Below are 24,979 nucleotides of genomic sequence, written 5' to 3'. Positions count from 1 at the left end.
TTGCGTTCACTGTATGGTTTTTGGATAACAATCCAATAGGCAATAAAAAGAGCCCGCTTACGCGGGCTCTTTTGCTTTAACAGCTAAAAGCTCGAAAAGGGGCAGACCCGTATGGGTCTGCCCCTTTTTTTGTACCCTCATATCCCTTAACGAGGGAAATGAAGGAGGAAGGAATATCCCCTCCAGAGAGGAGCGCACTGGGATAGAGTAGAACCATGCACTACCCCATGTTCTCCCACGCACCAGAGCCAGTCGATCAGCAGCGCCAACACAACGGTGAAGAACGAACGGTAGCACTCTATGTAGAGAGCACACTGGAGCCTCACGAAGCATGGGCGGCACTGACCGAATACATTCACCTCTGGTGGCCCAGGCAGTTTATGCAGAGCGAGGAAAGCCATATAGACCTCTCCACTGAGCTACTGCTCGAAGAGACCGCAGACGGTGACATCATTCCTGTAGCTCGCGTTGTTCAGCACGAGAATGAAGACGTCCTCACCATTGCACCCTACCCGGATACATACCTGGGGCGCCTCATGGGAGTAGCTGAAGAATCGGAAGAAAGCCTGAGCTTTATCCTGGATGCCCTAGCCCCGGAGACTGCAGAAGGACCGCTATCCCTACTCGAAATCAGTAGCGGCACCTACGCAGGTCGTGAGGACGAGGAACTGGGCATTTACGAGGAACAAGAAGAAGCAGCCACGCTACTCATGAGTGCGTACGCCCGCTTTATTGGAGCTGAACTCCAGAAGGAAGAACTCTAAAAGGTACATAATCAAAGGGCATGCTCGACCCTGTAGAGTGGTATGTCATGAGCACACAGGAGCAGAACACCCCGCAGCAGAAGGATGCACGCTCTATCTGGGCACGACTGCGTACCAAAGCGGCTGCGGGAGAGATACAACCTCAGCGCTACAGCAAGACTGATGTGCTGAAGCAGAGCAATATCTGGTTCCGCAAGCAGAGCGTACCCCTCATCATTCCTGCACGTCAGCGTGCTCTCGACGCCTTCCCTCGCTCCGTACCCTGGATCCTGTGGGCGAGCATCATGCACATCTGCTACATCTTCCTACGCGATATCCTCATTCTCGTAGTTGATGGCGCAAAGGGTTCCCTCCCGGAATACATCAAAGCCATCATGACCAACACTGCACTCAGCGATGAAGTGCTACCCATGCTCGTGCTCGGTGGTATCTTCCTCGTGATGCCGATAATCTCCGGTGTGTTCATTACTCTTGCCCACGTGCTGATGGTCCGCACTCCGAAGTGGGTTCAAATCACCACGGGTATTCTTACCGTACTTTTTGCCGGCATGCTCTTTGTCGCCAGTGTCTTTGAATCCAGCAGCCTCGACGGCCTCGACTTCGTCTACGACGGTTCCCAAGTATTCCCGCTCATCGTTGTGGGCATCTACCTCGCCATCTTCCTCGGCGTAGACACCATCCTAGGGTGGTCCTTCAAACACGCCATCCACCAGCTCGCCTCCCTGCCGCCCATGATCGCGAAAGTACTACCCGTACTCATGGTGTCCGTGCTCTTCATCTTCGTGAATGCAGACCTCTGGAAGCTCGCCAACGGGCTCAGCTTCCCGCGCACCTGGGCTGTTCTGGGGCTCATGGGGCTCCTCGCCGTGTTCGTGGTCGTCACGACCTCCCTAGAGCGCACAGCACGCCTTCTAGGACGCAACAGAGGCGACGACATCGCAAGGTTTAGCGAGAGCGACTACGAGCATGCCGCAGCCCTCGAAGGTGGAATATGGAACACCGCCCAAGACTGGGTCGAAGAGCAGAAAATCCTTGAACACCGACCCCTCAAAATCGCGCCCTGGAGCAACCTCATCATCATCCCCATGATCGGGCAGATCATTCAGGCGACCCTCTTCATGCTGCTCGTCTTCGGATTCTTCATGGGCTTCTCGTCCATCGCCATTAGCGACACCACCATCGAATCCTGGATGAGCATCAAACCCGAACACCTCAAAATCCTCGGCGTAGACACCAACATCAACGCCGTGGTCATCAAGGTGTCCATGATCGTTGCCGTGTTCTCCGGGCTCAACTTCGTTGCAACCACCAGTAGCGACGAAAAATACGCCCGAAGCTTCCTCAAGCCCATGATTGAGCGAATCAAACACATCCTGATCATTCGCGATATCTACCTGGGCCTGCTTACCATGCCCAAGAACGAAGTACTCATACCCCTCAGCGAGGAGGAGAGAGTGCAAAAAAAGCCTGACAAGGCGTAAAGAGGTTAGGTAGGGGTAGAAGCTAGTGGGTCGACAGGTTCACTGTCAGCAGGTTGAATACCAGATACACCATGAGTAGGGCCACCGCCGCATCCAAAATGCGCCACGCTGAAGGGCGCGCAAAGAGCGGACGCAACAGACGCGAACCATAGCCCAGCATCAAAAACCAGATCAGGCTACCGCAGCAGCAACCCAGGTAGTACCACCAACGGCCAGGATCGCCCTGGGCGTTCGCCAGTGAACCCAAAAGAATAGTCGTATCCAACCACGCCAGCGGATTCAAATACGTCACCGCCGCCGTGGTCAGCAGAGCCGCCTTCAACGACTGAGAATCGCCCTCCGCATCATCCACCACGATGGAATGCGGGGTAAACACGCGCCGCCCAGCCTCAAAACCAAACCACGCCAAAAACGCCGCACCCACATAACGGAACACCTCAATGAACCACGGTGCCGCATCCAGCAGAGCGCCCAGGCCCACCACGCCCAAGCCAATCATCAGAGCATCCGACAGAATGCAGAAAATAATGATCGGGGTAATATGCCGACCCAAAATACCCTGACGCAGCACAAAAGTTCCCTGGGCGCCAATAGCCGCCACCAAAGAAATCGTGGTGGTAGCACCCAGAAACAGCAGGGAGAGGGATGCGGACATCGTGAAACTTTCTCTGTTGATCAAACGGGGTATGAACCCGCGTACGCAGTGGTGGGTAGCGGCTCTCTTACTACCAGCTTGCCAGGCAAAAGCTCGCGACGCAGGGATAAAGCCTGCGTTAGCTGAAGTGTGAAGTGCCAGAGACGAGAATACGGGAAAAAGGACCCTAAATCTATCTAAATATTTTCACACTGCGTAAGATATTCTTATGACACGTTTCAGTACCGACCAGCTCACCACCTTCGCCACCGTCATTGAATACGGCACCTTCGACGCGGCAGCAGATATCCTGCGAGTGAGCCCCTCCGCCATCTCCCAGCGCATCAAAGCCATGGAACAGATTGCCGGAAAAGTCCTGGTACGCCGAAGCAACCCCGTCACCCCCACCGACGCCGGACAAAGCGTACTGCGCATCGCCCGACAAAGCGAATTCCTGCAGCAAGAAATGGAACGCGAACTCATGGGCGCCGGCGGCTTCCAGAGCGTCTCCGTTGCCGTCAACGCCGACTCACTCGCTACCTGGTTCCTCGACGCCGTAGGAATCCTCAGCCGCGAAGACAGCATCTTCTGTGACCTGCGACGAGAAGGCGAATTCCACTCCTCCGCTATGCTCCGATCCGGAGAAGTCATGGCAGTCATCACCTCCAAACCCGAAAAAATCCCCGGCTGCTCCGTCGAAACCCTCGGTGTGGCACGCTACTGGTGCGTTGCCACCCCCGACTTCGTGCAGCGGTACCTGCCCGGCTGGCCCAAGATCATGAGTCGCGAAGAGCTCAATCGTGCCCCCGTCGTCGAATATGACCGTAAAGACTTTGTGCAGGATGTGGCGCGAGCCCTCATCGAAAAAGAGGTAGGTCTAGAGGCTGAAGAAACCTTCACCCAAAGCCCCACCATCTACATTCCCTCATCTCCGGACTATGCGCGAGCCGTCAGCTCCGGTATTGCCTGGGGTCTCATTCCTGAGGCGCAATGCGCCGAAGAGCTCGAAAGCGGGCACCTCGTGAAGCTCGCCGCAACCCCGGTAGAATTCCCCCTCTACTGGCAGCGCTGGAACATCAACTCGCCCGTTATGGAGACCGTAACCCGCCGCGTCCACGAAGCGGCACGAGGCGACCTAATCTACTAAAGGGTTCATTGATTCAAGATTCTGAAATTAACCAAATTGTTAAAAATATATGTCTGACTAGACTATATTCTTATATAAGAATATAAGAACCGGGTAATAAAACCCTATAACACCCCACCACACATACAGAGGCGGCCGCCCCACACGGGACGGCCGCCTCTCTATAAGCTCTAACGCCTAAGTCATAACGCCTAAAACTCTAGCGCCAACGAGTCATCATCAGCATGCTCACCATCATGGCGCCCACACCAACACTCACATTCCACATACCCAAATCAGGAATCGGGAACAGGCCCTGCGTAATGTAGAAAACAATAATCCACAGAATGCCCACCGCCAGCAGCGAGAACATAATCACTCGGTACCACAACGGAGTCTGCTCCTTCAGCTGCGTGCCGCTCTCCATCTCACGAGCAATCTCACGCAGACGCAGCTCGCTTGCATCCTCCACCTCAGACTTAGCAGACTTCTGAGACTTCTTCTTGGACGATGCCTTAGCCGAGTTGGTCGACATACTTCCTCCGCTTATTGTTGTATGGGTAACCTAAAAATATATGTTCACACCTATCTTTGCAGACTTACGGGATGATTTCACCTTCTCCGTGCGTTGAAAGATAAGGAACGCCACCCGGCGCCCAAGAACATACACAACCCAAAGGACAAAGGAGAACGCATGAGCCAAGGAACGGCACCCACCGCAGAGCGCCGCCCCCGCACCGTGCTGCACTGGATCATCCAGATTACAGGCGAACTCCTTATCACCGTGGGCCTCCTGCTGTTGCTCTTCGTCGCATGGCAGCTCTGGTGGACCAACATCGACGCCGACCGCACCCAATCCCAAGCCGTCAGCACCCTCGTCCAGGAATTCGACTCCAACCCCGCCGAACCCCTCCCCGACTGGGACCCCAACACCCCTCCCGCCGGTCTGAGCGAACCCGGCCACGGTGAAGTCTTCGGCATCGTCTACATCCCCAAGTTCGGATCCGACTACCAGCGCCCCGCCACCCAGGGAACCAGCTCCGACGTGCTCGACTCCCTCGGACTCGGCCACTACGAAGGAAGCGCCATGCCCGGACAGGTCGGCAACTTCTCCCTCGCAGGCCACCGCCAAACCCGCGGTAAAGTCCTCAACGACATCGACCTGCTCACCGAAGGCGACCACATCTACGTGCGTACCAAAGACGGCTACTACACCTACACCGTCTACAGCCACGAAATCGTGCAGCCCGACCAGGTAGAAGTCATCGAACCCGTCCCCGGACAGCCCGGCGTAGCACCCACCGAGCGCCTCCTGACGCTCACCACCTGCCACCCGCGCTACGGCGACACCGAACGATACATTGTCCACGCCCGCCTCGAATCCTGGCAGCCCGCCGCAGCCGGAGCACCCGCAGAAATTGCCGCCTCCGTTGCAGGATCCTAAATCTGAGAGGAAAAGCAGATGTACGCATGGATTTTCCGCCACCTTCCCGGACCCCTGTGGGTTCGCATCATCATCGCCATCGTGCTGATACTCGCCGTAGTCTACCTGCTCATGGAATTCGTCTTCCCCCACTTCGCAGAGTACGGCCCCTTCAACCTGAACGTCACCATCAACCATTAGCGCTAAGGACGTGCCATGACCCGCATCCTTGTTATCGACAACTACGACAGCTTCGTCTTCACCCTCGTCGGCTACATCCAGCAGCTCGGCGCTGAAACCACCGTCATCCGTAACGACGAATACGAGCTCGCCGAAGTCATCAAGCTCGCCGAAGAACACGATGGCGTGCTTGTCTCTCCCGGCCCCGGTGCCCCCGCAGAGGCAGGCGTCATCATTGACACCATCCGCTGGGCAGCCGAAGCGAAGAAGCCGCTACTGGGTGTCTGCCTCGGCCACCAGGCCATCGCGGAGGCATTCGGCGGCACCGTCACCCACGCCCCCGAGCTGATGCACGGCAAGACCTCCCGCCTCGTGCACGAGAACGTCTCCGTGTTCAAGGACGTGCCCTGCCCCTTCACCGCGACCCGCTACCACTCCCTGGCGGTTGTACCCGAAACCATGCCCGAGGTCCTGGAAACCACCTCCACCACCGACAATGGCATCATCATGGGCCTGCGCCACCGCGAGGCCCCCATGCACGGCGTGCAGTTCCACCCCGAATCGGTCCTGACCGAAAGCGGATACCTCATGCTTGGCAACTGGCTCGAAGAAACCGGCCTGCAGGGAGCCGCAGAGCGCGCTAAGAGCCTCTCGCCCCTCATGGCCTAGTACTTCTAGCCTAAGAAGCCCTCAACGGCTTATATCGCCTCCAGAAGCCCCGTAGCAGACACGCTACAGGGAAACTGGAGGCGATAGCTATATCTGGACCCCTAGCTACGAGCAAACCCAGATACACGAACAAGCCCAGATACGCGAAAAGGGGCGGCACCCCACACCCAACGGTGTGGAGCGCCGCCCCTTTTGCTAACCGCTAGAACCCCTTAGCGGGCGTTAGCGTTTGCATTATTAGCGTTGTTCGCATTGGTATTCGCGTTAGTACCCTGAATCGTACGGGTACCCGCAGTAGCGGACGCAGCCGGTGCCGGAGTAGCCGTAGCGGTAGAACGCTGCTGGTTCTGGTTACCAGTGGTAGCGTTCTGGTTACCGGTCGCTGCCGCAGGCTGAGTAGCCTGCTGGTTAGCCGCGGTAGAACGCTGCTGGTTACCAGTAGTAGCGTTCTGGTTACCGGTCGCTGCCGCAGGCTGAGTAGCCGCAGTAGTCGGAGCGGTCGTCTGAGTCGGAGTAGCAGCCACACGGATCGTCACAGTGCTGTTCTGAGCCACCAGAGTACCCGCCGCAGAGCTCTGCGAAAGCACAGTGCCCGCAGGACGCTCGTTAGTCTGAACAGTCTCAATGTTGGTGTTCAGCAGAACATCCTGAGCGGTCAGAGCAGCAATCGCCTGATCCTTGGTCAGACCCACCAGCGAGGGGACCTTCACCTTACCGGAAGACAGGACAATGTTCACGGTGCTACCAGCCTCAACGGTCTGAGCGCCCTTATCATCGGTCGAGCCCTTCTCCGGGGACAGCTCCACAACCATACCGGCAGGAACGGAAGCGCTCTCCACAGTGGAGACGCGGCCATCCACCAGACCCAGGTCCTTCAGAGCGTTACGGACATACGCCTCACTCTGACCCTGCAGGTTATCCGGCAGCTTGACCTTCTCCGGACCGTTCGAAACAGTCACAACAACGGTCGAGCCCTTATTGACCTTAGAACCAACACCCGGCTCAACGCTGATAACGTCGCCCTTCTTGACGTTGTCCGAGTAGCCCTGACGGTACTCCAGCACGAAGCCCAGGTTACGCAACTGGTTCTCGGCATCATCGCGGGAAACATTCACCACAGCCGGAACCGGAACCTGCGGAACCTCATTGAGCTTGTTCTGGTAGTACAACACCGAGCCGACACTGAAGAACAGCAGAGCCGCAATCAGAGTACCCACAAGGAAACGAACCCACGCACGCTTACGCGGCGAAGACTCATCGTACTCTGCGTACTCCTCCTCGTCATACAGTTCCTCATCGTCTTCATACTCGAAGAAGCCGTTGAGGCCGCCGTCTTCCACCGAAGCCTCAGTAATCGAGGTGGTGTACGGGGCGTAATCCTCACCCAGGGAAGCAGTAGTCGCCGAAGGAACAAAAGCAGTAGTCATCGCTGCATCCTGAACCACGGTCTCTTCACCCGGGCGAACAACCGACGCCAGAGCCTGAGCGAACTCAGCAGCACTCTGATAACGCTCATCCGGGTTCTTCGCCAGACCCTTCAGAATCACAGCATCCAGACCAGCAGGAACCTCAAGCGGGGTGAACTTGCTCGGAGGCTCAGGGGCATCCGAAAGATGCTTAGCCGCCAGATCAACATTCGACTCAGCGTCAAACGGAGAACGACCAGCAATCATCTCGTAAATTACGCAAGCAGCAGAGTACAGGTCGCTACGGGCGTCAACTTCCTTGCCGCTCACTTGCTCAGGGGACATGTAGCGTGCGCTACCCATCACCACATTAGCCTTGGTCAGCGCCTCGCCAGCTTCCTCAATGGCACGGGAAATACCGAAATCCATGACCTTGATCTGGCCCGGCTGACCCTTAGCGATATCCTCGCTGGTACGCTCCAGCACCATAATATTCGCCGGCTTAATATCGCGGTGAATGATGCCCATCGAGTGGCTGTACTGCAAAGCACCCAGCAGCTGCTCGGAATAACCCAAAGCATCACGGACCGGCAGATGACCGCCACGGGACAGAATGGAACGCAGAGTATGACCCTCCACGTACTCCATCACGATATAAGGAATAGCGGTGCCCTCTTCCGAAGAAGCAGACTCCCCACCATCCTGCGAAGGGTTATACGAACCGGTGTCATAGACAGCAACAATCGCAGGATTGTTCAGAGACGCCACAGCCTCCGCCTCACGCTTAAAGCGTGCGCGGAACGTATCGTCCTGGGCCTGCTCCGGGCGCAGAATCTTAAGCGCAACCTTGCGGCCGAGGCGAGTATCCTCAGCAGCATAAACGGTTGCCATCGCACCGGTACCGATTACCTCGAGTACCTTGTAACGGTTATCAACCGTGTCGGGAACCGACAGGTCCATAAGTTCTCCTGGATCACTAAGACTAAAACTAAATCAAAATGTAGGGGCTAACGCGCCGACGCAGAAGCGGAAGCAGAAGCCGACGCAGACGGTGCAGCAGAAGCGCTCGCACTCGAACCCCTACCCGAACTGGAAGAGGCCACATACATGTCTACATTACTACCAACCGTGACCTTGGTGCCAGATGAGGGGGTAGTACGAAGCACCGTACCGGGGGCCGCCGTGTCCGAATTCTCATAATGCAGAGAAACATTCACACCCAGAGCGGCAACAGCCTTCGACGCCTCATCAACGTTCTTACCCTCAAGGTTCGACGGCAAAGTCACCGACTTCGGACCGGTGGAATAGCGAACAGTCACGCTATTACCCTGCTCCAAAGTACCCGTCGGAGAAACCGAAATCACCGTGTTCTCCGGCTGAGTAGACTCAACACCCTCAGTCTTGGGGGACAAGCCAAGGTTCTTCAGCTCGTTCACCGCATCCTGCAGTTCACGACCCTCATAGTTAATCGCGTTGATGGTCACCTTCTGCTTTGCAGCACGGGCAGAAGCAGACTCAGTCGGCTCCACCGTCGAAACGGTACCCGTGTTCGTCGGAACAACAGACGAAGAAGCGCTCGGAACCGGATCAGTCGAACCGCCACCACTATTGGAGGAGAGGACCGTCCAAATACCGCCAGCAATCAGCACGATTGCCAGAAGCAGAGCAACCCACATCCACACGTTCGATCCACGCTTAGCCGGAGGGGCAACAGCAGCCTTCACACGACCCGAAGCTGGACGCATGGTCTGCGCACCCGTACGAGGAATAGGCGCCGTCGTCGGCTCCGGCGAGAAACGACCACCAGAACCAAAACGCGGAGTAGCAGAAGCACTAATCGGCTCAGCCGCAACATCCATAGCGGTCATCGCGACAGTACCGTCGTCAGCATTCTCCTCAGCCAAGAACTGCGCCAGCGGAGGAACAGCCTTCACCGCTGCCTTCAGATCGCGGCGACGAATCGCATCCACCGCAGAAGCCAGAGCGGTCGCATCCTTAGGACGCTGAGCCGGGTCCTTCGCCAACAAGCACATGATGAGCGCACGAGCAGGAGCCGGGATGGTCTCCGGAAGCGGCGGCGGCGGATCATTCACCTGAGCCAAAGCAATCGCAATCTGCGACTCACCCGTAAACGGACGACGACCCACCAAGCACTCATAACCAATAATGCCCAACGAGTACATATCCGAAGACGCGGTAGCCGCCTGACCGGTTGCCTGTTCCGGCGCCAAATACTGGGCAGTGCCCATCACCTGGCCGGTAGCCGTCAACGGCACCTGGTTAGCCAGACGAGCAATACCGAAATCGGTCACCTTCACACGGTCATCCGGAGTGATGATCAGGTTACCCGGCTTCACGTCACGATGCACCAGACCCTGCGAATGAGCCGCAGCCAACGCGCGAGCGGTCTGAGCAATGAAGTTCAGAATACGATCGGGCGGCAAGGTAGTCTCGTGCTCGATAATGCTCGAGAGCGGATTACCCGGCACCAGCTCCATGACCAGGTACGCGGAGTTGTCCTCCTCGCCGTAGTCGAAAACGTTCGCTACGCCGGGGTGGTTCAACAGCGCCGTATTACGGGCCTCAGCGCGGAAACGCTCCAAGAAGCCCGGGTCACCGGTGTACTCCTCTTTGAGGATCTTGACCGCAACGATGCGTCCAAGCACCTTGTCGCGAGCTTTCCACACCTCGCCCATACCGCCAATCGCGATACGTTCGGTTAGGGTGTAGCGCCCGCCCAAAGTGATATCAGCCGCAGGCCTCACTTGTTCAACACCGCCTCAAAGAGTTGCTTACTAGTACTGGTTGCCAACTGGGCACCGGTCGCCACGTCAATATCCTCATAAACCACAGCAATCGCAATCTGAGGATCATCAGCCGGCGCGAAACCGGTAAACCAAGAATTATTCAAACCTGCCGTGGTCTCCGCGGTACCGGTCTTACCCGCCACCTTCACACCGGAGACACCAGCATTACGTGCAATACCATTATCAACCGCATTCACCATCCACTGCTTCACCTGGTTAGCAATTTCAGGGCTAGTGGACGTACGCAGCTTCTCAGGAGAGAACTCCTGCAAAGTGCTCAGGTTGCTGGTCTTCACCGAACGAATCAGGTTCGGCTTCATCTGCACGCCGCCATTTGCAATCGCTGCAGAAGTCATCGCCACCTGCAGCGGAGTGGTCTTCACGTCGTACTGACCAATCGCCGACTGGGCCAGCTGGCTCTGCGTCAGATTCGACGGGAAAGACGACTTAGAAACCGTCAAAGGAATCTTCAAATCCTGGCCGTAACCAAAATTCTCAGCGGTCTTCGCGATACGCTCCTGACCCAAATCCATCGCAATCTGCGCAAACGGCGTATTACAGGACTGAGCCAAAGCCCACTCAATCGTCACCTGAGTGCGGGTCGAACACTGACCGCCCGTATAGTTCGGCAGGCTGATGTTCGTGCCCGGCAGCGGCAACTGCGCGGGGTTCGCAATGACCGAAGATGCGTTGTACTTGCCGGACTCCAGCGCCGCCACCGCATCAATAATCTTGAAGGTCGAACCCGGCGAATAGGTGTTACCCGCAATCGCACGGTTAAACAGGGGGCTGTCCTCATCAGAAGTCAGAGCCTGGTAATTTGCCAACACCGAAGAGCTCGTATGAGACGACAGAAGATTCGGATCATAGGACGGCGAAGAAGCCATCGCCAGAATCTCACCAGTCTTCGGGTTCAACGCCACCACAGCACCCTTACGGCCCTGCAACGCGTTATAGGCAATATCCTGAAGCTTCGAATTAATCGTCAGCTCCACGCTAGCGCCCTGCGCGGAAGAACCGCTAAACAGCTGCGCCACACGGTCGTAGAACTGGCTATCGCTCGTGCCGGCAAGCTCCTTATCGAGTGCCGCTTCCAGCCCGGTCGCGCCATAAATCGTGGAGAAGTAACCGGTCAGAGCCGCATACTTGAGCGGGTGGTTGTACACACGCTGGTAGTTGTACTCATCATCGGACTTCACCGACGAAGCAATCTCCGTACCGTCAACCACAATCGAACCACGTGCCGAACCGTAATTATCGTAGAGCGCTCGAGAATTCCACTGATTATTCATCAGCGTCTTCGAATCGAAGAACTGAATATAGCTGAGGGTACCCATCAGCAGGACAAACACGCACGCGGCAGACATCCACATGCGGCGAATAGCCCTATCCATTCTTCTCACCTCCAGAATCCTTAGCCGTAATACGCGCCAGAACGCTAGTAGCACCCTCCGGCTCGTAGCTAGTGTCCGCATGGTCAATACCCTGCGGAGCATCGTAACCAGCCACCAGGTGAGGTGCACGGGCACTATGAGAAATCGACAGCCACAGCGCCACAATAATCCAGTTAGCCACCAACGAGGAGCCACCGGCAGACATGAAAGGAGTCGTCAGACCGGTCAGCGGAATCAAACGAGTCACGCCACCAATCACCACGAACAGCTGCAGAACCATGACCGTAGACAGGCCGGCAGCCAGCAACTTACCGAAACCATCACGAGTACCCAACGCCGCACGGTAACCGCGCGAGACCAGGAGCATGAACATCATCAGGATCGCACCCAGACCAACCAGGCCCAGCTCCTCACCCAACGAGGAAATAATCATGTCCGAGTTAGCGTACGGGACGAGGTTCGCGCGGCCCTGACCCCAACCGCGGCCAAAAAGACCGCCGTAAGCCAGACCAAAAACGCCCTGCAGGATCTGACCCGAACCGCCAGGAGACGCCTGGTAAATCTCCGGATCAAAAGCGTGCACCCACGCATAAATACGGGCATGCACGTGCGAGACATAGTGGTACGCGAAATAGCCACCCACAGCCATACCAATACCCGCAACCACCAGCCACGAAATACGACCGGTCGACAGGTACAGCATCGCCATGAACAGACCAAAGAACATGATTGCCGAACCAAGGTCCTTCTGGAACACCAGAACACCCAGGCTCACAATCCACGCCAAGAACACCGGCGCCAAATCACGCAGACGCGGCAGATTAATCGGACCAATACGGCGGCCAGCCACCAGAATCAGGTCACGGTGCGTCGCCAAATAGCCGGCGAAGAAAATCGCCAAAGTAATCTTCGCGACCTCACCCGGCTGGAACGTGCGGTTACCGATATGAATCCAAATACGAGCACCATTAAGCTCCATACCCAGACCCGGAACCAGCGGCATGATGAGCAGAATCATCGACAACACCAGCGAGGTGTACGTGACCTTACGTAGCAGACGGTAATCCCTGAGCACGAACACGATAATCGCGCACAGCACCATAGACACGCCGGTCCACATCAGCTGACCATCACCCACCGGCGCCGCAATCTGCGGGTCCAGACGATAAATCATGGTCAAACCAATACCGTTCAGCGCCACCACCAGCGGCAGAATAAACGGATCAGCATAACGTGCGCGGAACTGCATGACTAGGTGAATCAGAAGAGCACCGGCACCCAGCACCACCGTGCACGGCAACCACTGGCTCTTCGACGTATCAAAAGCATGCTCCGGATCAATCAGATACATGCCGAACGAGCTGATACCCACCGCCAAAACCAGCAGGAAAAGCTCCGTGAAACGGCGTGCACGAGGCGCATCCGACTCACGACGGAACGAGAACTTAGCCATTATTCTCACCGCCTACCGCAGCAGGAGCCTCCGAAGAAGCCTGCTCAGGAGCCGGGGATGCCGAATCAGAGCCCGGTGCTTCAGAGCTCGGAGCCTCACTGGGTGCCGCAGAGCTCGGGGAAGCGGAAGCGGAAGCCGAGGCAGACGCTGCAGCCTGCTCAGCCTTCTCACGCGTCTGATCCGCCTGAGTCTTCAAACGAGACACAATCTGGTGCGCATCATCCAGGTCCTTCGCCGTAATCGCATTACGCAACAAAGAACGCGTATGATCGCTCAGCTCACTCGTAGGAATATCGGTATTCTCCACCACGTGAGAAAGGCGAATCGGGCCCAACGCATGCGGAATACCGTTGTACACCGCAACCGTGCCGTCACTCTCACCCACATAGTAGCTACGCTCTACATAACGCAGACCGGTCCACGCAGCCAACGTCAAAACAGCCGCAACCAGCAGAGTAATAAACAGGCGAATCGGCCACGACCTCGGACGCGAACGCTCCTCAGTGTCCTCAGCAATCAGCTCCTCCAGCTCAGCCGGCAGGGCCGCCTCATCAGACTCAACCTTCAACGGCACACGCTGAGCCACCGTCGCACGATGCTCCAGGGTACGAGAAGTCACCGCCGGAATCATGCCGGTCTCAGTAGCCACCGAAGCGGCACCAACCAGCTGATGCGGGCGGGAACCCAACTCGCTACGCAAAATCGCAGCGTTCGTAAGAGCCGCATCCACGGCGTTATCGTACGTACCGATATGGTGACGAACCGCCCCAGAACCGCTGTGCAACAGGGTGCCAGAGAAGTCACGAGCACGACGGAAACGGCGCAACGACCGACGATGATGCTCCTCAGAGTCCTCATCATGGTGCGCACCCAAAAAAGCCTCAGCAGCTTCAGCCGTGGCAGCAACCTCGGGAAGCTTCTGAGTGTTCGTGCTGACCTCCTGCTCCGCCACAATCGAATCAGGCAGAGCAGACTCAGGCAGGCTCGAAGGACCCACCGGCTCATCCACCGGCAGAACCTCACGGTCAATCACCTGCAGAGACACAACCGTGACATTGTCCGGAGCGCCACGCTCCAAGGTCATCGCAATCAGAGTGTCAGCAATCTCAGACAGGTCATCGGTAGAACGCATGACCTGCTCAATCTCCGACAGGGACACCACAGCATCCAAACCATCCGAAGAGAGCACCCAGCGCTCGCCGGGAACAGCGTCCAGAGTCTTCAACTCCAGCTCAGGGGACGCGTCAACATCACCCAGAACGCGCATAATCACGTTCTTATGCGGGTGGTTCTCCGCCTCCTGCGGGGTAATACGACCCTCATTGAGCAGGCGCTGCACAAACGTATGGTCAGTAGAAATCTGCTCAAACTCGCCATCAGCACCCGGACGCAGACGATACGCACGCGAGTCACCAATATGGGCGAACTCAATGCAGTCACCGTCAATCAGCAGGGCAGTACAGGTCGTACCCATACCCGCCAGCTGCGGATCATTTGCCGCCAGCTCATTAATAATCAGGTTCGCGCTCTGAATCTCATCAGCCAGATAAACGCTACCGGTACCATCCTCAAAGTCAGGATGGTCAAGCGGAGTCAGATTCAGAACCGTCGTAGCCGACGCGACATCGCCGCCCACGTGGCCGCCCATGCCGTCAGCAACGACCGCAAGGAAACGACCACCGTAGCCGGAGTCATCATTCTTCGAGCGTTTCAGACCCGTATCAGAGCGGGCCTCAAAACGAAAAGCAATCTTCATACACTAGCCCCTCAACTGCATGGTGGTACCGCCAACGCGGAAATCATCACCGGGCTCAATCGGGGTCGCACGAGTCAGACGCTCGCCATTGACGAACGTACCATTAGTAGAATTCAAATCCTCCAGGAACCAACGGGAACCCTGAGGGAACAGGCGCGCATGGCGACCCGAGGCGTAATCATCCTGCAGAGACACCTCAATGTCATTAGCGCGGCCAATAGTAATCGGCTGGTCGCCCAGCTGCATCATGGCGCCAGCCTGCGCACCGGCAGTAATCACAAGCTGCGAAGGGCGAGTCGGCGGAGGCACAATATGGGTAGCCTCCGGAACTGCATCAACCGGCGCCGCACGATAGTTCTTACCCAAACCAAGGTCACGGCGAGCAGCCGAAACCACCAGGAAAACAAAGAACCAGATGAGCGCCAGAAAAGCGTAACGAAGGATAGTAACAGTCAGTTCGGACGCCATTAACGGACACCTCCGGTCGAACTATGGAAGATGATGCGGGTATTACCCATGCGAAGCAGCGAACCGTTCGCCAGCACCACCGGCGCACGCAGAGGCGCACCATTAATCAACGTGCCGTTGGTAGAACCCATATCGGTGGCGACCACCGCACCACCCTGCATCGAAAGCTGCAGGTGACGGCGAGAAACACCCTTATCGTCCAGACGAAAATCAGCATCAGAACCGCGGCCCAGCACAAACGGCAGGTGGTTCACCGGGTGCATGCGACCCTCAATCTCCAAGAAGAAACGGGGAGCTGCCGTTGCCGGGGGTGCTACAGGCATGCTCGGGCGACCCACAGGAGCCTGCGGCTGTGCAGGCTGCGCGGGCTGTGCAGGGTGTGCGGGCTGGGCCGGCTGAGCAGCCGGCTTCGTAATGCGGGTCGGCAAAGAAGACTCGCGCGGCGGACGCACCGGCGCATAGTTAGTAGCACCACGCAAAGACGGGGACGCCGGAGCCTCCGGCACAGAGAACGGCTCGAAGGTCGCAACAACCTCAAACTCGCCCTCAGAGAGAGAATCAAGAACGTTGAAGGTCACGCGAACCGCACCAATCAGGGTGTAACCCTGCGCGCGGGCGTGCGAAATCGCCAAATCGCACAGCTCAACAGCGAACGGGTTGCCCCACTCGCGTACGCGAGGGAAATCAACCGGTGCGAAACGGAGAGTATAGACATTAGGAGCCATAGTGCGGCCACTGCCGTCCACATAGGACTCGTCATCCATCATGATGCGGACGCGGTTAGCGACATCCGCCTTCGCAAAGGTGCCGAAGCCCTTGGAAAGGCCGACAGTGCGACCGATGCCTTGCTCCAGCTTGCCCAGCTTGTCGAAAAACTTCATGCCGCCTCCTTCTCAACGACCATTCCGAGCAACAGACCGCGCAAACGGTCTTTATCCGAAAGGCTCAGTTTAACGAGCGTGTCTGTGCGTTAGCTGTGTGTCCTGTGAATGAACACACCCGATTCTATTTTAGGTGATGCACTCGCCATCGCTCTGGAACCCCGTCATTTAGCGGGGGATTGGTTATGGATATGAAAAAATCCCCGGTTCTTTCGAACCGGGGATCGTTGGTGCGCGAGGGGGGAGTTGAACCCCCACGCCCTCACGGGCACACGGACCTGAACCGTGCGCGTCTGCCTATTCCGCCACTCGCGCATGTGTCTTACGGTGTATCACCGCAGGCAACACATAAAACTATACGGACCGCATGCGGTGCTGTCCAATTGAGAGAGTGTGACCTTCGTTACTTATTATTGGTGGGGGTGTCAGAAAGAGCCTCCGAGGCGTTACCAGCCGTCCTCCTCAGAAGCCGCCGTATCGGAAGCAGTCACCTCGGAAACAGCCGCAGAAGCCTGCGCTCCGCGTTCCTGCTCAGTACGCTCCCGGTCAATACGTTCCAGACGCGCACGCAACAGCCACGTCACCGGACCCACATACGGCAGGCACAACACCAGCAGAAGCCACTTCAACTTCTGCACCTCCGAAAAATGCGGGTTCCGATGAATCGTCACCAGGCACAGCAGCGCCAACGCAATACCCGCCAGAAAAACAACCGTGACCACCAGCTCCAGTACGGCACGCCAATCCATAAACCCTCCTAATATCCTCCCTAAGGATACAGACCCCGGACACGCCCCGGGATATGCATTAGGACGCACCCAGAACGTGCGCTGGCAGGCACGCCATCCGCACGCCCCTCGGGCGTGTAAAAGGGTCCGCCCCGCACACAGCAGGACGGACCCTCCGCAAAGCCTTACGCAGAAACCTGCGTGTAGCTCACAAACTAGCGGCTAGCCTTCTTAGCCTTCTTAGCGGCACGACGCTCAGCAACCTTCGCATCATACTCAGCCCAGAACTCACGGGTAGTCACCGCATCGGTGCCATCCCACGCCGCCAGATTCTTAATCTCCGGCATATCCGAAGCCTTGAAAATCGGCTCCAAACCAGCCTTACGCTGAGCCTCGTAATTCTTCAAGACCGCAACCACCTTCGGGGTCAGCAGCAGCACAGCCGTCAAGTTCACAATCACCATGCCGGCATTCAGCATATCCGCGGTAGTCCACACCAGATCCAGCGAAGAAATCGCGCCGAAGAACACGAACGCCAGAACCAGCACCCGGAAAATAGTCATCGGCAGCTTACGCTCAGTCACGAAACGCATGTTCGACTCGCCGTAGTAGTAGTTACCAATCACGGTCGAGAACGCAAACATGAAAATAGCGATGGTCAAGAAGTGAACCGCCCAATCGCCCAGCTGCATAGCCAGCGCCGACTGAGTCAGCGACGCACCACGAGAACGATCACCATAGGTCGGGTTCGACAGCAGAACAATAAACGCAGTCACAGTACACGCCATCATGGTGTCAAAGTAAACACCCAGAGTCTGCACGTAACCCTGCTTAGCCGGGTGAGAAATAGTAGCGGTCGCGCCAGCGTTCGGAGCAGTACCCATACCCGCCTCGTTAGTCAGCAGGCCACGCTTCATACCCCAAATCACGGCGCCCATCGCGCCACCGGTCACGAACTCCTTGATGCCAAAAGCACCCTGGAAAATCATCAGCAGCATCTCCGGAACCTTGCCAATGTTCAGCAGAACAACCAGCAGACCCAGCAGCAGATACAGTACCGCCATAATCGGCACCAGCCACTCAGTCACCGAAGAAATCGCGCGAATACCACCGAAAATAATAGCCGCAGTCAGCGCCACCATAATCAGACCAATAGTGATGCGGAAGCCCATCGAGTTAGTACCCGAAACATCAATGCTGAACGAGTTCGCCGCAGCATCCACCACAGCATTCGTCTGAACCGCCACAAACACGAACGCATAAGTGACCACAATGAACGCCACAAAGATGTAACCCATCCACGGAGCATTCAGACCGCGCTTCATGTAGTACGCCGGACCACCAATATAGGAATCCTTACCGCGCTCCTTATACAGCTGACCCAGAAGGGACTCCGCAAAAGCAGAAGCCGCACCAACAGCAGCAATAACCCACATCCAGAACACAGCACCCGGGCCGCCCATAGCAATAGCCAAAGCAACACCCGCAACAGTACCGGTACCCACACGAGAAGCCGCCGAAACAGTAAACGCACGGAACGAAGAAATGCTCTTCTTACCGTCAGCCTCACGAGCAACCGGGTCACCCAGGACGCGGATCATTTCCTTAATGGAACGCCACTGCACACCGCGAGTGCGGATCGTAATGTACAGACCAGCCGCAATCAGAGCGTAGTAGAGGAAATTACTCCACATCCAGTTCTGCACGGCATCCACGGAGGAAGTCAGTTCCGCAGTCTGCGTATTAATGTCCCCGATGATATTCAGAAGAAAATCCACTCGGCACTCCAATCTTGAAAGCAAAAAGCCCGCACGCTCAAATCCGAAAGACGGACAACGTGTGGGCTACATTGCTGGGTGGCGCGGACTCAAAGCCGCGTAACGGAGACAGATACACTCCGTATGATTAGTCACCTCATTGTGGGGTGCGCAACCCTCACGGAGCAACTTAAAAAAGGGGTCAAATGCAAAATGTAACGAATACTTAATATATGGACAGAGTAAATATAGACTCCGTGGAGGTGTTGACGGCACCGGCAGGGCGGGCACAACAAGCCCGGCACAAGGTACAAAACCTCGCACCGGGCTTAGCGGAGAAGCGTGGGTATCAGTCGGGCTACGAACGCTCAGGCTTCACAAACGGGAACGACAACACCCCACGAATCTGCGTCTGAGCCAACAGCATCACCAAACGGTCCACACCCAGACCCAAACCACCCGTCGGCGGCATACCCGTCTCCAAGGCGTAAAGGAAATCCTCATCCACCTCCATCGCCTCCAGGTCACCCGAAGCCGCCTTCAACGACTGCTCCGTCAGGCGCTCACGCTGCACCAGCGGATCCGCCAGCTCCGAGTAGGCACAGCCCATCTCCATGCCGTTAATCACCAAATCCCAACGCTCCGCCAAACCCGGAACACTACGATGCGGCGCCGCAAGCGGACTCGTCTCCGCCGGGAAATCCGTATAGAACGTCGGCTCCACCGTATGCACCTCAACCAGCTCACCATACAGTTCCTCAACGATGGCACCCGGACCCATACCCTCGTGAACACGCACACCGTGCTGCTGCGCCAAAGCCAGCAACTCCTCAAAATCCGTCTGCACATCCACTCGGCGACCCAGCGCCTCCGACAGAGCATCACACACCGACACCACACGCCACGGACCCGACACATCACGCACCACGCGCTCGCTCGAAGCCTTACGACCCAGCGGCAAAGACACCGAACCAAACACCGCCTGAGCGGCATCCTTAATCAGACGCTCCGTCAACTCACGCATCTGCACATAATCCGCATACGGACGATACGCCTCAAGCACCGTAAACTCCGGATTATGGGTCGCATCAGCACCCTCATTGCGGAAATCACGACCCAGCTCATACACCGGACCGCTACCGCCCACCACCAGGCGCTTCAGGTACAGCTCCGGCGCAATACGCAGCGTCAGATCCTCACCGTACGCATTGATATACGTGCGGAACGGGTGCGCGCTCGCGCCACCGTGCACCGTATGCAGAATCGGGGTCTCCACCTCAAGGAAGCCCTCCGCATCCAGGCGGGCACGCAGTGCCTTAATCACCGCGGTACGCAGGCGCAGATTCTGCATCTGGTCCGGATGCACCAACAGGTCTGTGGAACGGCGACGCAGGCGCGCCTCCGGGTCAGTAAAGGAGTCGAAGGGGATGGGGTGCAGGCTCTTCGACGCCATGTACCAGGAGGCGGCAATCAGCGATGGAGTGCCGTTACGGCTCACCCCGTAAGTGCCCTGCACGATGATGATGTCGCCGGTATCCAGGTTGCGGGAGGCGAGGCTCAACGGGCGCTCGCCCACCAGGCTGCGTTCCATGACGACCTGAAGAGTTTCGCCACCCTCAATCAGGGTCGCAAAGAGGACTCCACCGTGGTTGCGAAGCGCGCGAATACGCCCCGAAACCATGAATTCTGAATTTGGAATATTTTCAGAAGAGAATATACGCAGGGCATCCTTCACGCCCAGAATAGGCGCACCATTACTGCGTATCTCACCACCCAGCGGATACGGATCCATGCCCGCCGCACGCAGCGCCTCCAGATGGCGCAGACGGTGCTGAGTCTGATCGCTACGCGACACCTCAGGAAGCTCTTCCACAGAAGCGAGCTGCATCTGGCGAAGAGCCTCCAGCTCATCTGTAGAAAGAACCTGCTCCTGATCCTGCAAACGGCGCGCCGACAGATTCGGCAAAAAGCCCTCCGCCATACCCGACGCAACCACAACATTCGCCATCGCCAACGTCGGCTCCGTCGCCAAAAAACGAGGAACCCACAGCGGGGCAAACTTTAGATTGAAACGATACAGGCGGCGCAACTGCAGAAAACGATCCAGCACACCCAAAGAGCGGGAAGCAAAACGGTTCCACGCCGACGCACCCACCTGATCAGCAGCCTCAAAAATATGGCCAAACATCGCAAAATTCAGCGACACCCGACGCACACCCAAAGACGCCGCCTGCTCCATCAGCGACGCCACCATAAACTCCACCACACCATTAGGTGCCTCAGGGGAGCGACGCATAACATCCAAAGACAGCCCCGTAGGACCCCACGGGACGAACGACAGCAGAGCCACCATCTGACCAGCCTCATCATGAGCTGACACCAGAACAGACGAAGAATCCGCCGGATCATTCACACGATTCAGAGCCATCGAGAAGCCACGCTCCACACGCCCATGACGCCACGCCGAAATATTCTCCGCAACCTGCTGACGCTGCTGCTCGTCCAGCTCCGCAAAGCGACGCATCTGCGCCGTGTACCCGCCGCGACGCACACGCTGAACCGCCTGACGCACCGGTAGCATCGACGTGTCATTGAGCGTGAAACGGTCCGCCTCAAGGACCGCCTCCTCACCCATCTGAATAATCGACAGGCCCGCACGGTTATAGGCGCGCGCACCCGCCTCACTCACGCTCAGCGCCGCAGGAACCCAACCATAGCTACGCGCCTGCAGCATCCACTGCTCAATGGCGGCATCCCACGAATCGGGGTCACCCACCGGGTCACTCGACGCCAAGCACACCGAACCCACCGAACGGTACGTAATCGCCGCCCTCTGATCCGGAGAGAAAATCACCTGCTTATCGCGGCGCGTCGCAAAATAGGAGAGTGAATCATTGGCGCCATACTGCTGCAGCAGAGCGCGAATCTTCAGCTCCTTCTCACCGGTCCAGGCGTCCGGGGCACGGTAGCCGCGCGCCAACAGGTACAGCGCCGCAACCAGCGAAGCACCGTAACCAAACGACGCTAAGAAAGCCACCACATCGGCAGCCCAAACACCAGGATGCGTACGCTCAATACCCATGCCGTGCATGAGTAGCTCCCACGGGGTGATGAAACGCAACGGCTCCCACACACCAATGTGGCAGAGGTACCAGAGCACCAGGGTAGTCAGCAGGATACCGCCAACAGCCGTCAATGCCGCACCCACCCACGAGAGGCGACCAATGCGTGCCGGGAACGCCGAACGAATCGAGAAAAGGAACGGCACCAGCACACACGCAAACACGATGGAGAGAGTATCGACCGTCGAGGAGAAAATACGGTCCTTCGGCATAATCCCCGCGGGGAACGCCAGCGTGAAAGCGCTATGGGTCGCAATCAGTGCGCCCAGCACCTGAAAAACGATGGCTGCAATGAGGGCAGCGCGCTTGCGCACAATCAGGCCGGAAACCAGCACAATCATCGTAATGGCGCTGGGCAGAGTATGCGTGGAGGGAATATTCAGCAGGTCCGCGGTAACTTCCCACCAGGTGAAGCCGCGGCCGCGCCGCAGAGGAGAGATAATCCACGCAAATGTGGTCAGAAGCGCGGCAAAAGAATACACCCCGATGACCACGCGTGCTGATATCTCTGCATACCTTGAAGGAGGTGCGGGCGCCTGCCCTGCTCGTGCTGTACGGCGACGTGAGGTAGTGCGGTGAGACATCATGATCAGCGAGGAATCGGGGTGTAGAGAAGGTATTGGACCTAAAGAATCTGGCTAGGCTTCAGCCTTCGGGTCACGGTAGGTGCCCTCGAAGACATCGGGGATGCCATTGTCGTCAGCATCCACGGTTTCCTTCTCGGCTAGGGCGCGGTAGTGCTTGTTGCGGCGAGACAGGATAGCCGCACCCACAATGGCAGCCAGAACAGAGCCGACGAGAATCGCAATCTTTGCGTCTTCGGTGTGCGGGGAACCGTGCGGGAAGGAGAGCTCAGCCACCAGCAGGGACACGGTGAAACCGATACCACCGGTTGCAGCCAGACCGACCACGTCAATCCAGGCGATATCCGGGTCGAGGTTAGCGTTCTTGAAGCGGGTCACGAGCCAGGTGGTGCCGAAAATACCGATGGTCTTACCGGCAACTAGCGCAACCATAATGCCGACCGCCACGGAGTCGGTGAGGGCGCGTCCGAGGCCTTCAAAACCGCCCACAGCCACACCCGCGCTGAAGAACGCGAAGATGGGCACGCAGATGCCGGTAGAGAGGGGACGGAAGCGGTGCTCCAGCACCTCCGCAAGACCGTGCTCAGCCTGCGCCGCCTCAGAGCGAGCGGACATCTTCACCGGCACCAGGAAGCCCAGAACCACACCGGAAATGGTCGCGTGAATACCGGACTCAAGGAAGAGCGCCCAGGTGATAATACCCAGGGGCAGAAGCAGCAGCCAGGCAGCCAGCGGCTTCAGATGCAACATAGTCTCACCGCGGTAGGCAATGAACGCGAAAAGAGCGAGGGGAATGAGCGCGAAGAGCAGGTACTCGCCATGGAAGTTATTGGTGTAGAAGATTGCGATAATGCAGATTGCGATCAGGTCGTCGACCACAGCCAGGGTCAGCAGGAAGACGCGCATCGCCGAGGGGAGGAAAGTACCCACGGCGGCGAGAACAGACACCGCGAACGCGATATCGGTTGCGGTGGGGATCGCCCAGCCGTGCAGAGCGGTGGGGCTGGTGAAGTTCAGCGCCGTGTAGATAATCGCGGGCACTGCCACGCCACCGAAGGCAGCCGCAATCGGCACAATAGCGGTGGACGGCGACTTGAGGTCACCGATCACGAATTCTTTCTTCAGCTCCAGACCGGTGAGGAAGAAGAAGACTACGAGCAGACCGTCTGCTGCCCAGGTGCCGATGCTCATCTGCAGGTGGTTGAAGCCGGGGATGACCGGGCCAACAACGGTGTCTCGCAGACCAAAGTAGAAGGTGGATGCGGGGGTGTTGGCGAGTACTACTGCCAGCACCGTTGCGATCAGAAGCACGGTACCGCCGACGGTTTCTGCACGCAGAATATCGGCTACGCGGCGTGAGTTGCTATAGGAGCCGCGGCTGAGGGTATCTGGGTTGGTGTGAGTCATTCTCTCCTCTTTCTGCCGCGGTATTCTGCGGCGTCTAAGGCTTTTAAGTTTACTCTGCGCTGTATGAGTATTCGAGTACCCGCTGGCGGCTTTTAGCTCCTGGACGGTGCGCTGCAATGATTTTTCGTGGTTTATATGCATAAACGTTCCGCCCTCCCCACGGTGCGTGGGAAGGGCGGAACGTTTTAATATTCTGCGTGGTCGACTAGGTGCCTAGCCGTCAAACGAGAGATTAGGAACCAGCGATTGCGGGTGCGCCGGACTCCTGGCCGTGGTCGTCTGCCAGCTCGCGTGCAACGTAGTTCTCCAGGTCGAAGAGGTTGCCGTTGGCGCGCTTTACGACGGTCACGAGGGTTTCCATGGTGGCGACTTCCTCGACCTGCTCCTTCAGGAACCAGAGGATGAACTGCTCGCCCAGTGCGTAGTTCTCAGCGCGTGCTGCGGAGAACAGTGCCTCGATCTGACCGGTGACGACCTTCTCCTGTGCCAGGGACATGTCGACGATTTCCTGAACGTTCTCGAAGTCGTTCTTGACAGCGGGAACGGAGGGAATCTCAACCTTGTGGCCACGGTCCAGCTTGTACTGAACCATCATGAGTGCGTGCTCGCGCTCTTCGAGGGACTGGCGGTAGAAGAACTTAGCCAGCTGGGGCAGATCCTCACCGTCGAGCCAGATAGCCATGGACAGGTACTGGTGAGATGCAGCGAACTCGTGGCCGATCTGCTCGTTCAGAAGGTCGTAGAAAGACTTAGACATATGGTTTCTCCTTATATGGTGATTGCTCTTGGGCGCCGGATGGCGCGGTGCAACCTGTTGATATTTATCGTACGGGGTGCTCTGGGGCGTGTACAGAGAGAAAAGGCTAATCGGTGGGGTAGATGAGGTACCCCTGACATATTGTCGCCATAACCCTTAGTGTGGATGCCCTGAATACTCTC

General features: G+C 57.4%; 20 protein-coding genes and 1 tRNA gene. 6 read left to right on the top strand and 15 right to left on the bottom strand.

Annotation, left to right across the window (positions count from 1 at the left end):
• Positions 1-215: 215 nt before the first annotated feature.
• Positions 216-764, top strand: a complete 549-nt coding sequence (locus HMPREF2527_RS00495; protein ID WP_070505502.1) for a GTPase — start codon at positions 216-218, stop codon at positions 762-764.
• 47 nt (positions 765-811) lie between these two features.
• On the top strand, positions 812-2,245 hold the full coding sequence (locus HMPREF2527_RS00490; RefSeq protein WP_070505506.1) for a D-mannonate dehydratase: 1,434 nt from the start codon (positions 812-814) through the stop codon (positions 2,243-2,245).
• Positions 2,246-2,267: 22 nt separating this feature from the next.
• Here HMPREF2527_RS00490 and HMPREF2527_RS00485 read toward each other — a convergent pair whose 3' ends face one another.
• Positions 2,268-2,900, bottom strand: coding sequence for a LysE/ArgO family amino acid transporter (locus HMPREF2527_RS00485; RefSeq protein ID WP_070505500.1), 633 nt, complete (start codon positions 2,898-2,900; stop codon positions 2,268-2,270).
• Between the two features lie 208 nt (positions 2,901-3,108).
• Between HMPREF2527_RS00485 and HMPREF2527_RS00480 the strand changes: the two genes are divergently transcribed.
• The gene (locus HMPREF2527_RS00480) at positions 3,109-4,026 is read left to right on the top strand and encodes a LysR family transcriptional regulator ArgP (protein ID WP_012904366.1); all 918 of its coding nucleotides are present in this window, start codon (positions 3,109-3,111) and stop codon (positions 4,024-4,026) included.
• A 199-nt stretch (positions 4,027-4,225) separates the two neighbouring features.
• Here HMPREF2527_RS00480 and HMPREF2527_RS00475 read toward each other — a convergent pair whose 3' ends face one another.
• Positions 4,226-4,540 carry a cell division protein CrgA gene (locus HMPREF2527_RS00475; protein ID WP_005507388.1) on the bottom strand — a complete coding sequence of 105 codons (315 nt, stop codon included), beginning with the start codon at positions 4,538-4,540 and terminating at the stop codon, positions 4,226-4,228.
• A 159-nt stretch (positions 4,541-4,699) separates the two neighbouring features.
• Here HMPREF2527_RS00475 and HMPREF2527_RS00470 point away from each other — a divergent pair, with 159 nt between their 5' ends.
• From HMPREF2527_RS00470 to HMPREF2527_RS00465, 3 genes are read left to right on the top strand one after another with little or no spacing between them, the layout of a single operon-like run.
• A complete protein-coding gene (locus HMPREF2527_RS00470) occupies positions 4,700-5,449 on the top strand; it encodes a class E sortase (protein ID WP_049352863.1) in 750 nt (249 codons plus the stop codon).
• 18 nt (positions 5,450-5,467) lie between these two features.
• Positions 5,468-5,629, top strand: coding sequence for a hypothetical protein (locus tag HMPREF2527_RS09735; RefSeq protein WP_005507386.1), 162 nt, complete (start codon positions 5,468-5,470; stop codon positions 5,627-5,629).
• A 15-nt stretch (positions 5,630-5,644) separates the two neighbouring features.
• Positions 5,645-6,277, top strand: a complete 633-nt coding sequence (locus HMPREF2527_RS00465; RefSeq protein ID WP_012904364.1) for an aminodeoxychorismate/anthranilate synthase component II — start codon at positions 5,645-5,647, stop codon at positions 6,275-6,277.
• Positions 6,278-6,489: 212 nt separating this feature from the next.
• Here HMPREF2527_RS00465 and pknB read toward each other — a convergent pair whose 3' ends face one another.
• From pknB to HMPREF2527_RS00400, 13 genes are all read right to left on the bottom strand, one after another.
• On the bottom strand, positions 6,490-8,643 hold the full coding sequence (gene pknB / locus HMPREF2527_RS00460; protein WP_070505498.1) for a Stk1 family PASTA domain-containing Ser/Thr kinase: 2,154 nt from the start codon (positions 8,641-8,643) through the stop codon (positions 6,490-6,492).
• A gap of 47 nt (positions 8,644-8,690) precedes the next feature.
• Positions 8,691-10,448 (bottom strand): protein kinase domain-containing protein, encoded by a 1,758-nt coding sequence (locus tag HMPREF2527_RS00455; protein WP_070505496.1) that lies wholly within the window; start codon positions 10,446-10,448, stop codon positions 8,691-8,693.
• A complete protein-coding gene (locus HMPREF2527_RS00450) occupies positions 10,445-11,884 on the bottom strand; it encodes a peptidoglycan D,D-transpeptidase FtsI family protein (RefSeq protein WP_070505494.1) in 1,440 nt (479 codons plus the stop codon). Before HMPREF2527_RS00450 ends, HMPREF2527_RS00455 begins: the two co-directional genes overlap by 4 nt.
• Positions 11,877-13,337: an FtsW/RodA/SpoVE family cell cycle protein gene (locus HMPREF2527_RS00445; RefSeq protein ID WP_005507381.1), complete on the bottom strand. Its 1,461-nt coding sequence runs from the start codon at positions 13,335-13,337 to the stop codon at positions 11,877-11,879. Before HMPREF2527_RS00445 ends, HMPREF2527_RS00450 begins: the two co-directional genes overlap by 8 nt.
• Positions 13,330-15,093 (bottom strand): PP2C family protein-serine/threonine phosphatase, encoded by a 1,764-nt coding sequence (locus tag HMPREF2527_RS00440; protein ID WP_049341960.1) that lies wholly within the window; start codon positions 15,091-15,093, stop codon positions 13,330-13,332. Before HMPREF2527_RS00440 ends, HMPREF2527_RS00445 begins: the two co-directional genes overlap by 8 nt.
• A 3-nt stretch (positions 15,094-15,096) precedes the next feature.
• On the bottom strand, positions 15,097-15,561 hold the full coding sequence (locus HMPREF2527_RS00435) for an FHA domain-containing protein FhaB/FipA (RefSeq protein ID WP_049341961.1): 465 nt from the start codon (positions 15,559-15,561) through the stop codon (positions 15,097-15,099).
• On the bottom strand, positions 15,561-16,442 hold the full coding sequence (locus HMPREF2527_RS00430; RefSeq protein ID WP_049341962.1) for an FhaA domain-containing protein: 882 nt from the start codon (positions 16,440-16,442) through the stop codon (positions 15,561-15,563). Before HMPREF2527_RS00430 ends, HMPREF2527_RS00435 begins: the two co-directional genes overlap by 1 nt.
• Positions 16,443-16,670: 228 nt before the next feature.
• Positions 16,671-16,757, bottom strand: a tRNA-Leu gene (locus HMPREF2527_RS00425).
• Positions 16,758-16,888: 131 nt separating this feature from the next.
• The gene (locus HMPREF2527_RS00420; RefSeq protein ID WP_239668365.1) at positions 16,889-17,191 is read right to left on the bottom strand and encodes a PLDc N-terminal domain-containing protein; all 303 of its coding nucleotides are present in this window, start codon (positions 17,189-17,191) and stop codon (positions 16,889-16,891) included.
• 194 nt (positions 17,192-17,385) lie between these two features.
• Positions 17,386-18,948 carry an alanine/glycine:cation symporter family protein gene (locus HMPREF2527_RS00415; RefSeq protein ID WP_070505492.1) on the bottom strand — a complete coding sequence of 521 codons (1,563 nt, stop codon included), beginning with the start codon at positions 18,946-18,948 and terminating at the stop codon, positions 17,386-17,388.
• A gap of 337 nt (positions 18,949-19,285) precedes the next feature.
• Complete coding sequence (gene lysX / locus HMPREF2527_RS00410; RefSeq protein ID WP_083294440.1) at positions 19,286-22,636, bottom strand: bifunctional lysylphosphatidylglycerol synthetase/lysine--tRNA ligase LysX; 3,351 nt, start codon at positions 22,634-22,636, stop codon at positions 19,286-19,288.
• Between the two features lie 51 nt (positions 22,637-22,687).
• The gene (nhaA, locus tag HMPREF2527_RS00405; RefSeq protein ID WP_070505487.1) at positions 22,688-24,040 is read right to left on the bottom strand and encodes a Na+/H+ antiporter NhaA; all 1,353 of its coding nucleotides are present in this window, start codon (positions 24,038-24,040) and stop codon (positions 22,688-22,690) included.
• Positions 24,041-24,272: 232 nt separating this feature from the next.
• Positions 24,273-24,797 (bottom strand): ferritin, encoded by a 525-nt coding sequence (locus HMPREF2527_RS00400; protein WP_049363751.1) that lies wholly within the window; start codon positions 24,795-24,797, stop codon positions 24,273-24,275.
• Positions 24,798-24,979: the final 182 nt, after the last annotated feature.

It is taken from the genome of Rothia sp. HMSC071B01 (assembly GCF_001808945.1).
GTDB lineage: Bacteria > Actinomycetota > Actinomycetes > Actinomycetales > Micrococcaceae > Rothia.
Note: the sequence above shows the minus strand (reverse complement) of the source record. Positions and strands in the feature narration are given on the sequence as shown.